Below are 9,719 nucleotides of genomic sequence, written 5' to 3'. Positions count from 1 at the left end.
CAATACACCGCGCAAATGTTTAGGGTACAAAACACCTGCAGAAGTCTTTCGGCAGAAACTCTTCGCAAACAGACATCGTTTTGCGTAAACTCAAACCGAAAAGTCGCGCTTCAGCCTGACCTCACACGTATTTAATCTTGCGAAACAATTTCAACTCAAGGTAAGCATTGTTGTGTCAGGGGCCGATGCAACGGAGGGGGAAATGTTGCGTCTGAAAGAGTTTTCCGATCAAGATCTGCGCGTTGAGTTTAATCGCAGTCGCGACGACATTGTTCGCCTCGAGGAAATCAGCGGAGTTTTGAAGCCGCGAAGTTCCGATGAAGCTATTGAACTCCATATGGAGGTTCTTGGCTTGCTCAGGCGGCTGAGGAAATCGACAGGTGCTTCCACCAAAACGGTGACCAAGCATTGGAATGCTGCGTTCCTCCTTAAGCGAGGTCTTCATGCCCCAGATGGACGTCCACTCCATCAATATCGGATGACAGATCAGGAGTACGTAGAGCTGAGGCAGAGCGTGCGCCTGTCTGCCAAAAGGTTGTTGCAGGAAGATAGTTCAGCAGCGAGCATGTTCGTAGCCTTTTGCGCGGAGTGGTTTCGCCGTGAAGCGACAACGCTTTTCCTGAAATGGGATTCGGTTGCTGCTGAGGTTCTCCGGGATCTCCCGGACCACACTAAACGAAATCTGACGAGAATCGGTGTCGGTTACTGGAAGCGACGGCTGATGCGATCGGAAACGAGTCGAGAATTTCTCCTCACGCTCGCACTCGAAGGCGGAATTTCCGCGCACCTCCTCGCCGACGGTGGATCGACATGGCTTGCCGACTATCTGCGGGCAATCATGCGATTTGCCCTTACCGATAGCGAGCACATCCGTGGATATGCTCACGATATGTCATGGAAGGTTCCTATTTCATATAGGCAGGAAGGATTCGTCGACCTCTGCTGCGAACTCATCGTCGAACTCGTCAAGTGGCGCAAGGAGCTTGATCAAGCGCCATCAAACATCGATCCCGTACGATATCTTGATGCGCATAGCCCAGACTGGAAGGGAAGTCTTCCGATCTACATGTCTGCCGATCACGATGAGATCGCTCGGAAGCTGTTAGGTGGCCTTCTTAACGAGAAGGTTGGCGCTATCTCCGGATCGGGGATCGGCGCAGAAAGATACCTCTGCTTCGATGGAGAAAAGTGGCAATCGGCACTTCTTTTGAACGCTGATGGTGAAGTACCAGCTAGCCGTCTAGCGGCGGTTCCGTTGAACGGTAGGTGGAAAGCAAGTCCTTCGGGATACCTTGCGAACGTCCTTCCCAGCCAGATCGCGCTATTTGAATCCCCGGTTGAGGGGGCGCATGCGTGGCGGGTGCGTCCGCTAGTGTCGCTGGGGAAGCTCATTGTTGGCTTTCCATTTAACGAGAGTGTGACGGCAAATCTGACTTGTGGATCCGAGGCTATCCCCGTTGTCTGGCCTAAAGGTGCGCCTATCACATCGCAGATCGCAACATTCATTCCGGACGAGGGATCGGGTCCGGCACAACCCCGGAAAATGCGGCTTGCGAAGACCGGATCTGCTAGTTTACCCCCTCCTCTCGTTTACGTTCTGGTGCCAACCGACTGGAAAGCTACTGCGGCGGACGGAACGACCCTTGGTCAAACTTGGTTTGTCGACAATGATCACACACTTCACGCCGTATCCGGCACTGTCTACTTCGCCCGACCCGGTGCTGCGACCGGGGAGCGCTACCGCGTCGAGGCCGGAAAGGATGAGCGGCAAGAGAGCCTGGAGATATTGTCGTCGGCATCGGCTTCGCTCCAAACGGACGACGAATTCGAAGTCTGCGAAGGATCGGTCAGCTTCAAGATTGCTTTGCCTGTCGGATCACGTCAGCCAAGGCGCGGCGAACTCCAGTATCGACGACTTGGAGACGTGTGGAAGCCAGTTCCTGATGGGAGACTATCAGAGCACGGGCTTTTTGATGTCTCTTGGCGAGATCCGGTTACGGACATCCAACTGGAACGACGACGCATCGCAATCCTGCCTGTTGGAGCCAAGATTCAAGGTCGGATGACAAGCGCCACCGAGGGTGTGATTACGTTTGAATCCCTGACCAACTGGGACGTCGAGCTTTCCGACGACATGAACCTGATCGAACAATCCGCCGAGGTATTGAAATTCTCATTCGTTGGAAAGCCCCGCTACAAGGTTGCAGTCATTTTGCGAACATCCGGCGGCGAATCCTTGTCTGCCACCGTTACCCTCAGAGGCCGTGAGGCATCTATAATTCTAAGCGATGGGAAAGTTGCCGCGGCCGGGCAAGAGATCGATATCACCGCACTACGCGGTGCGATCGCTGTGTCGCCACACCCGACGACGCTGACAGTCGCTCCTCGAATCTCGAAATCGAATTCACTCCAGTTCAAGTTTGCCGAAGAATTTCCGTTGTCGGTTCTAAAGCGCGTGATGGAAGAGTTCATTGCTCAAATAGGAGATCAGGATGCAGTCTTGGAACTTGATTTCCTAGGTGACTCCCGTAAGCCGATCTGCCTGAAGCAATATCGTTACCCGCGGCCAAGTAAGCTCAATGGTGCTGTTGTGTTCTCCTCCGAATTCACCGAACAGCCTGTTGCGCGAATGATCATGAATCCTGAACGAGAGCATCTCCTCAGGGCTACGGCAGACGGCGCGTACGAGATTCCAGACTGGTGTAGGGGGCCTTGCCTTGTATACCTACGGGACGGTCCCGATGTCGTATCCCGTCCATTGCTTGTCCACTTGCAACTGGACCAAGCCCCGAGAACACCATTGCAGTCAGCTCTCGCACAGCATGAGTTTCCGAGGCTTCTGTCCGAACTGCAGGTGGCTGTTGATCTCTTGATAGAAGGACAGCTCCCCACCGAAGATGTTAGATTCCTGGTCGAACTCGTTTGCTCGCTGAACGGGCTTCCGGCATCGGCATTCGAGGTGCTGAAACAGATCGCTCTACAACCTCGTGCCCTGCTCCGTTTGCTATTGTCTGCGGCGACGGACGGCGAACGTCAAGCGATCTGGAATCTGCAGGAACAACTTCCGTTTCTTTGGCTGACCATGCCTTCCAGCGCATGGGAAGAATCCTTCATCGCCATTCGTGACACGCTCGAAGCTGCTCTCTCTATACTCCCCGAAGAAATGCGACAGACCCTGCTTATCGAACAACTCAAATCGATGCGTGCCAGCGTTCTTGCACTTGAACCGGGATTGGATCGAATGTTCGTGAAATTCGGCTTTCCGGAAACGGCAATGCCTACGCTTGAGGATGTCCTTCAGAATTTCGTGCGGGAACAGAGGATGTTCGACGACGACACTGTGATCTCCGCTACGCGGAGGGATCCGGTTCTCGAGCAGGTCGTGAGCGCAGGAATAAGGCTGCCGACCATCTTCCATAACTTCAGTGTCGGCGACTTCGACGGGGTAGTAGCGCCCGTCGCATTGGCCGCCGCATCTCGAGGGATGCTGAAGATCACCCCATCCAGCGACATCCTGTTGCGAAAAGCTCTTCGCGAGCACAGCAGGTACGTTTCATTTGCATACGCACACATCGTGCGCCATTTCGAGGTCACACATTGAAGCCGTTTGCCACTCTTTCCGAGATCCGCCGTCGCTCCGCCGAAGCAATCATCTCCCAGTCCGGCATTCGAGACATCCATCTCGTCAATCATCTGCGGCAAGTTTTCAATGCTGAAACTGCTGCCGCCGGCGGATTGCTTCAGCAGCCGATTATCGAAGGCGCACATCCATTCATTCCGGCCGTAGTGAACATGGCTCACGTTCCTTCGAAGGTCCTGCATCCTCGTTTCGTCGAAGTCATTGATGGACTGGCCGAGGGCAGCGACTATCGATTTCCGAAGACCAGACGTCCGTTCAGACACCAGTTGGAAGCTTGGGAGCATCTCTCGAAGCAAGGCGACCCGCAGTCGGTTCTTGTCACATCTGGCACGGGCTCAGGAAAGACAGAATGCTTCCTCTTCCCAATCCTGAGTGACCTCGTGTCGCAGGCAACCGGCAGCAAAGGAACTATTGAGGGGGTGCAGGCGATAATGCTGTACCCCCTGAACGCTCTGATCGAGAGCCAGCGCGAACGGTTGTCGGCATGGACTCGTCCATTCGGTGGAAGCATTCGCTATTGCCTCTACAATGGTGACCTGCCGAACTCGCAGCCGGAAAGCCTGAAGCACGTCGCTCCGGAACAGCAGATTGATCGAGAGCAACTCAGATCAACCCCGCCTCCAATCCTTGTGACGAACGTGACGATGCTCGAGTACATGCTCGCGAGGGCCGAAGATCAGCCGATCATCGAAAAATCCAAGGGTAAACTAAAGTGGATTGTCCTGGACGAAGCGCATTCACTGGTCGGTGCCGCTGCGGCGGAGATAGCCTTGCTGCTTCGTCGAGTCCTTCTGGCATTCGACTGCAAGCCTGAGGAGGTGCATTTCGTCGCTACGTCCGCGACCATTGGATCCGGACACGACATTCAGAACCAGTTGAAACGATTCCTCGCGGATGTCGCCGGGATTGCCGACGCGAATGTGCATGTGGTCGAGGGCGAGAGGCAGCTTCCGGTTAGACCTGCGTCCCGGGCAAAACTACCCAGCTCAGACAACCTTGAGAAAATGACCGGAAGTGAGTTGTTCAATGCACTCGCATCGGACGACACGGCGTGGGATTTCGTCGCGAACAAACTGTTTGTTCGCCCTCAAACATTGGCGGAAATGGAAAACGTCGCGAAGCGGCTGGGACTCGATGCAGAACGTTTTATGAGCCTCCTAGCGAATGCAAAACGGCCCAACCCGGAAACCGGCGAGTCTGAAAACCTTGCGCCGATGAGGATTCATGGATTTGAGCGTGCCGTTCCAGGAATATGGAGCTGCGTCAATCCTAACTGCAAGGGCGCCCCAGCAGGCTGGGGGTTCGGAGAAATCTTCATCGACCAGAGGGATGTGTGCCCGACGTGCTCCGCGCCCGTGCTTGAGATCATAAGTTGCCAGGAATGCGGCGAGGTAGCTCTCGAAGCGCACGACGATGCGGCAAATGACAGGATCCAGTCGACGCGTCGCGGCATCGACCCTGACGAATTCGAGTTCGAAGCTCTTCGTGATCAGGACGACCTCGAAACAGATGACGAAACTCAGGACGAGGCGGCGGTCAACGAAGCCTATCCTGAGGTCCGAAGAACGATCCTTCTGCGGCCTGAGGGGGCACCAGGATTTCGACCTCTCCATCTCTCGATCGACGGATGGCAGACCAGGCCGGGCAAGGACACTGACACCGTGACGGTGTCGTATGAAGAGAAGGCAGACTTCTGCCCCTGCTGCGGAAAGACTTCTACCCGAGGCGTTGATAGCCTGCTCAGACCTGCCCGCTTCGGTGCGCCGTTCATGATTGCCAATGCGGCTCCAATCCTTCTGCAGGGAGTGGATCCCGGTCGGGTGGATATCTCGGTCCCATCACAGGGGCGTCGACTTCTATCCTTTACTGATAGTCGTCAAGGTACTGCGCGGATGTCGGCAAAGATGCAGGCAGAAGCGGAGCGAAACTTCGTCCGATCATTTGTATACCATACTGTTCAGCACTCGATATCGACCGCGACCCAGGTTGATACCAATGCGCTCAAGGAGGAGATCGCAGGGTTGGAAGCGGTTCTAGCTGCCACGCCGATCGTCGCGGTACAGAACATTCTCGAAACCAAGCGACGTGAGCTTGCCGATGCTGGTGCCGAGCGTCTGGAAGGGATTGCGTGGAACAATATGGTCAGCCGCCTCAGCGAAAGAAGCGAGGTTGATCGGTGGCTGAAGGAGGTGTGGGCACCTAGAGATCCGCGTCTGTTCAGTGGCAGTGTGGAACTCGCGGAATTCCTGCTTCTTCGCGAGCTCGCCAGACGTCCTCGAAAAGCTCTATCTCTTGAGACGCTTGGAATGGCGCGCCTGCGTTTCCCGTTGATAGACGGTCTGCAGGTGCTGCCCACGCCATTCGCACGACGAGGGAAAACCATCCATGACTGGCGGGCTTTCCTATACGCGATCACCGCATTCTTCATGCGAGGTAACGCGGCAGTGTCGGTTCATGGTGATCTGATGCATTGGATCACACCCCGCGCCAAGACCAAGGGTATCCTGAGTCCCGGTGCGATAAAAGCGCCTCGTGATCGCCGAAAGCTGGCATGGCCAGGTGTGCCAAAAAATCTGGCCATACTCTCAACGCCACAAGCGTTGCTGCTGAACGGTCTTGGGCTTGATATCACGCTTGCCGATCACCGGGCCGACATCGAAGAATGCTTCGACAGAGCTTGGCACAACCTCCTGCCCTTGTTCAGCGATGACCCAGATAAACGTGCGCTGGACCTGCGGAAATCCTTTGTCGCTCCTGTTACTGACGGATTCCTATGCCACACGACACGCAGGATTCTCGATTTCGCGCCGTTCGGTACCAGTCCTTTCGCTCAGGGCACACAGCGGTCAAAACCCAGTCTCGCTGAACCTGTCCAACTACCGCGGCATCCTAAACCCCTTCTCGGTGAGACGGATCCTGCGGCGGCCCGGATAGAAATTCGGCATTGGCTCGAAGAGGCGGAAGCTGTTACGGGCCTTCGAGCATCCGGAGCATGGAACAATATCTCAGACCGTGTCGCGCTCTTCGCGGAATATGCACGATCCGCCGAACACTCAGCTCAACAGGACAGCGCCCTTCTGCGCACGTACGAACAGAAGTTCAAGGATGGCGAGATCAACATCCTGAACTGCTCCACGACCATGGAGATGGGCGTCGATATCGGTTCTGTGTCCACGGTCATGATGACGAACGTGCCACCTTCCGTAGCAAGCTATAAGCAACGGGTCGGTCGTGCCGGTCGACGTGGTCAGGCTTTCTCATTGGCCTTCACCTTCTGCCGTGATCGTCCCTTGGACAGGGAGGCATTCGTTTCTCCGATCAGTTACCTAGATCGCTCGCTCGCCGCGCCACGGGTCGCCCTGAGCAGCCGTCCCATTGTACAACGACATGTGAATGCTTTCCTGCTGCGGCGTTTCATGGTGGGGCGCGGCGGAGACCCGATCCGGATGACGATCGGCGCATTTCTAGGTGCGCCGGCTGCCGTGGGCGAGCGGCGCTTACCGCTGGAGCAGCGGCCGGTCGCGCATTTCAAGGAATGGCTGCAGTCACCTACGACGGCAGCGGTCGTGGAGATTGAACTGGAACGTCTGGTCAAGCATTCGGTGCTTGAAGGCGAGAAGGTGGTGATCGACTCCTGCCTTCAGGCGGTCACCGATCTTGAGGAGCTATTCCAGAGCGAATGGGATGGTCTCCAGACTCTTGCCAAGGATGAGGGCGTGAAGGGTGCTGGTCGCAGCAGAATGGGAATGGAGCTTCAAAGGCTCTGCGACGAATTTTTGCTCAGTGCACTGGCTGATCGCGGGTTCCTTCCTGGCCACGGCTTCCCTACCGGCGTAGTGACGTTTCTTCCCTATCGCTCAAAATCGGATCAGCCGACGGATGGCCGACGGGCAACTAGACTGTCCGGCCCTCAGCGGTCGCTTGATCTGGCGATCAGGGATTATGCGCCAGGATCGGAGATCGTTCTCGATGGATTGGTGCACAAATCCGCCGGCGTCCTGCTGAACTGGAAGCGGCCTGCGTCGGAGGAGAACATCCGAGATGTGCAAAGCCTGAAGTTTCACTGGAATTGCAAACGTTGCGGAACGAGCGATTCCGGACGTACCAAGCTCAACGCCTGCCCTGCATGCGCCGGGCCTGTCACCAGCACGCAATATTTGCGGCCGGCAGGTTTCTCCGTGGATGTTCGAGACAAGGTTCATGCCGAAACGGACATGATATCTTACGTGGCGCCAGAGGAGCCAAGCGTTTCCGTTCGCGCAGCTCACTGGGTTTCGCTTCCCATTCCAGAACTCGGTCGCCTGCGAAGCACCCGGGAGGGTGCCGTCTACTACAGCAATCGCGGTTCGACCAAGAACGGCTATGCTCTCTGCCTTCATTGCGGTAGAGCCGCGCCGGATCACCCGGTTCTCGAAACGGGTGAGATAGATCAAGTCACGCCATCGCCTCTTTCAGGTCACGCACCACTTCGATGGAAAAAGGACGAGAACGCCCTCATTTGCGAAGGTAACAGCAACGCGTGGTCAGTCCGGCGGAATATGGAACTTGGCTACGAGATAACGACTGATGTATTCGAAATCCAGCCATCGACTCCTCTGAGCAAGGCGACTGCCACGGCGCTGGCGATTGCGATCCGTGAAGGCACCGCTCGAGTCCTTGGGATCGAAGCGGACGAGATGGGTTTCGCCACCAAGACGTCTCAAGGATTCCTTGGTGGCCGAGCAGCCTCATTGCTCGTTTTCGACAGGGCGGCAGGAGGTGCTGGTTTTGCAGCCTCGATTCCTGGGCATCTTTCAAAGGTTCTATTCGAAGCCACGGAGGTTCTCGATTGCTCAAATGCTGGCTGCACGAGCGGTTGCGCGGCCTGCGTCTTAGTTCGCGATGCTCCATTCGAGCCAGGTTCGCTCGATCGGATAGGAGCCCTACATTATGTACGGCAGCACCTCTCGTTCGACTTGGAATTGAACCAGGAGGATCGAATATCGAGGGAGTCGGCGATCTCAACATCCCTTCTCGATGAAGTCGAGCGAGAGCTGCGGGATGGCTTGACGCCGGACTTGCAAATCTACTTGCCTGCACAGACAGATGCCGGCGAACTTGCCGCATGGCCCCTTATTTCCGTGCTCGATAGGTGGCGGCTCCATGGCCACACTGTCCGCTTCGTCGTGTCCGACGAATTCTTGAAGAGCACCGACACCGCTGGCAGGCTCGCTCTCTACGATCTGGGGAAGAGGTTTGCTACAAGATCGGCGACGTTCCCTCTATATGCGGGGGCAATTCCCGCCGTTGGCGATGACAGCAAGATCGGCGTTGCTGTGAACACTCTCGAAAGCACCATAGTCTGGGCATCCAGGGATGGCCGAGCCTGGATTCCCGGAGACGCGTGGGGCGCGCCAGTGGAACGGCCAATCGTTAGAGGTTCGCTCGATCTTCCTCGTAACTTCATACCGCTGGACGAAGCGACGCTCCTTCCAGCGCCTGGTTCGAAATACGAAACCATCACGAACGAGCTAGACCGTCCTGCATCCCTATTCGGAGCCGCGATGGCGAATAGGATTCGTGGCCTTGTTGGGCCGCTTGGTGTCGCGAAGGGGCAAAAAGTGACGTCCATACGATACAGCGATCAGTATGTTCGGTCACCGTTGGTGGCGAAGCTGTTCATCGACACCGTTGCAGATTTGGTCAAAGGGGCAACTCACACCATCGAGCTCCTCACCCTCCCCCCCGCTCCGCGAAACAATATGCAGTACCGAGTTTTCGATGACTGGCGCGATGGTCTGGAAGCCGAGCAATCTATCCGTGCGTACGCGCAGGAGAAAGGATTGAACCTGACTGTTCAGTTCGCTCAGATCCCCCACGGAAGGTACATGGAGGTCATATTCGAAGGCGGTCAGACGGTGACGTTGGTTTTCGACCAAGGATTCGGTGCTTGGCGAACGACAGCAAGGGGCGGACCCGTCAATCACGATTTCAGGGCGCCGCTATCCCGTCAGGCAGCTGCCCTTGCTCGCCTGTCGATCCCCCTTGCTCGCAACGGGCATGGTCCGACGTACATCGTAGCATCGCGAGTGAAGTGACA

The 9,719-nt window shown here is 56.2% G+C and carries 2 protein-coding genes; both read left to right on the top strand.

The genetic code is table 11. The features are described from left to right. Positions 1–202: 202 nt before the first annotated feature. A complete protein-coding gene (locus ACOZHT_RS23225; RefSeq protein WP_421566796.1) occupies positions 203–3,601 on the top strand; it encodes an STY4851/ECs_5259 family protein in 3,399 nt (1,132 codons plus the stop codon). Then, positions 3,598–9,717 (top strand): DEAD/DEAH box helicase, encoded by a 6,120-nt coding sequence (locus ACOZHT_RS23220; protein ID WP_421566795.1) that lies wholly within the window; start codon positions 3,598–3,600, stop codon positions 9,715–9,717. Before ACOZHT_RS23225 ends, ACOZHT_RS23220 begins: the two co-directional genes overlap by 4 nt. Positions 9,718–9,719: the final 2 nt, after the last annotated feature.

Source organism: Ochrobactrum sp. EDr1-4, assembly GCF_049199085.1.
Classification (GTDB): domain Bacteria; phylum Pseudomonadota; class Alphaproteobacteria; order Rhizobiales; family Rhizobiaceae; genus Brucella.
Note: the sequence above shows the minus strand (reverse complement) of the source record. Positions and strands in the feature narration are given on the sequence as shown.

What these genes read in the sequence shown, in the direction of transcription:
- ACOZHT_RS23225 (WP_421566796.1), top strand. Translation starts at nt 203, where the DNA reads ATGTTGCGTCTGAAAGAGTTTTCCGATCAAGATCTGCGCGTTGAGTTT.